At 54.8% G+C, this 1,585-nt stretch carries 1 rRNA gene; it reads left to right on the top strand.

Going from position 1 to position 1,585, the window contains the following annotated elements:
- Positions 1 to 15: 15 nt before the first annotated feature.
- Positions 16 to 1,576 (top strand): 16S ribosomal RNA (locus BLP77_RS15565).
- The last annotated feature ends 9 nt before the right edge of the window (positions 1,577 to 1,585 follow it).

Raw genomic sequence — 1,585 nt, forward strand, 5'->3', positions numbered from 1 at the left:
TAAGCCAATCAAACTTTTATGGAGAGTTTGATCCTGGCTCAGGACGAACGCTGGCGGCGTGCCTAATACATGCAAGTCGAGCGCGGGAAGCAGACAGAATCCTTCGGGAGGACGTCTGTGGAACGAGCGGCGGACGGGTGAGTAACACGTGGGCAACCTGCCTGTAAGACTGGGATAACTCCGGGAAACCGGGGCTAATACCGGATAATTCATCGAATCGCATGATTCGATGTTGAAAGGTGGCATATGCTACTACTTACAGATGGGCCCGCGGCGCATTAGTTAGTTGGTGGGGTAAAAGCCTACCAAGGCCACGATGCGTAGCCGACCTGAGAGGGTGATCGGCCACACTGGGACTGAGACACGGCCCAGACTCCTACGGGAGGCAGCAGTAGGGAATCATCCGCAATGGACGCAAGTCTGACGGTGCAACGCCGCGTGAGTGAGGAAGGTCTTCGGATCGTAAAACTCTGTTGTTAGAGAAGAACAAGTACCGTTCGAATAGGGCGGTACCTTGACGGTACCTAACCAGAAAGCCACGGCTAACTACGTGCCAGCAGCCGCGGTAATACGTAGGTGGCAAGCGTTGTCCGGAATTATTGGGCGTAAAGGGCGCGCAGGCGGTTCCTTAAGTCTGGTGTGACAGCCCACGGCTCAACCGTGGAGGGTCATCGGAAACTGGGGAACTTGAGTACAGAAGAGGAGAGCGGAATTCCACGTGTAGCGGTGAAATGCGTAGATATGTGGAGGAACACCAGTGGCGAAGGCGGCTCTCTGGTCTGTGACTGACGCTGAGGCGCGAAAGCGTGGGTAGCGAACAGGATTAGATACCCTGGTAGTCCACGCCGTAAACGATGAGTGCTAGGTGTTAGGGGTTTCCACCCTTAGTGCTGCAGTTAACGCAATAAGCACTCCGCCTGGGGAGTACGGCCGCAAGGCTGAAACTCAAAGGAATTGACGGGGGCCCGCACAAGCGGTGGAGCATGTGGTTTAATTCGAAGCAACGCGAAGAACCTTACCAGGTCTTGACATCTTCGGACCACCCTAGAGATAGGGTCTTCCCTTCGGGGACCGAATGACAGGTGGTGCATGGTTGTCGTCAGCTCGTGTCGTGAGATGTTGGGTTAAGTCCCGTAACGAGCGCAACCCTTGATCTTAGTTGCCAGCATTGAGTTGGGCACTCTAAGGTGACTGCCGGTGACAAATCGGAGGAAGGTGGGGATGACGTCAAATCATCATGCCCCTTATGACCTGGGCAACACACGTGCTACAATGGATGGTACAATGGGCAGCGAAGCCGTGAGGTGAAGCAAATCCCAAAAAGCCATTCTCAGTTCGGATTGTAGGCTGCAACTCGCCTGCATGAAGCCGGAATCGCTAGTAATCGTGGATCAGCATGCCACGGTGAATACGTTCCCGGGCCTTGTACACACCGCCCGTCACACCACGAGAGTTGGCAACACCCGAAGTCGGTGGAGTAACCTTTTGGAGCTAGCCGCCGAAGGTGGGGCCAATGATTGGGGTGAAGTCGTAACAAGGTAGCCGTATCGGAAGGTGCGGCTGGATCACCTCCTTTCTAAGGATT

This window comes from Tenuibacillus multivorans (assembly GCF_900103915.1).
GTDB lineage: Bacteria > Bacillota > Bacilli > Bacillales > Alkalibacillaceae > Tenuibacillus > Tenuibacillus multivorans.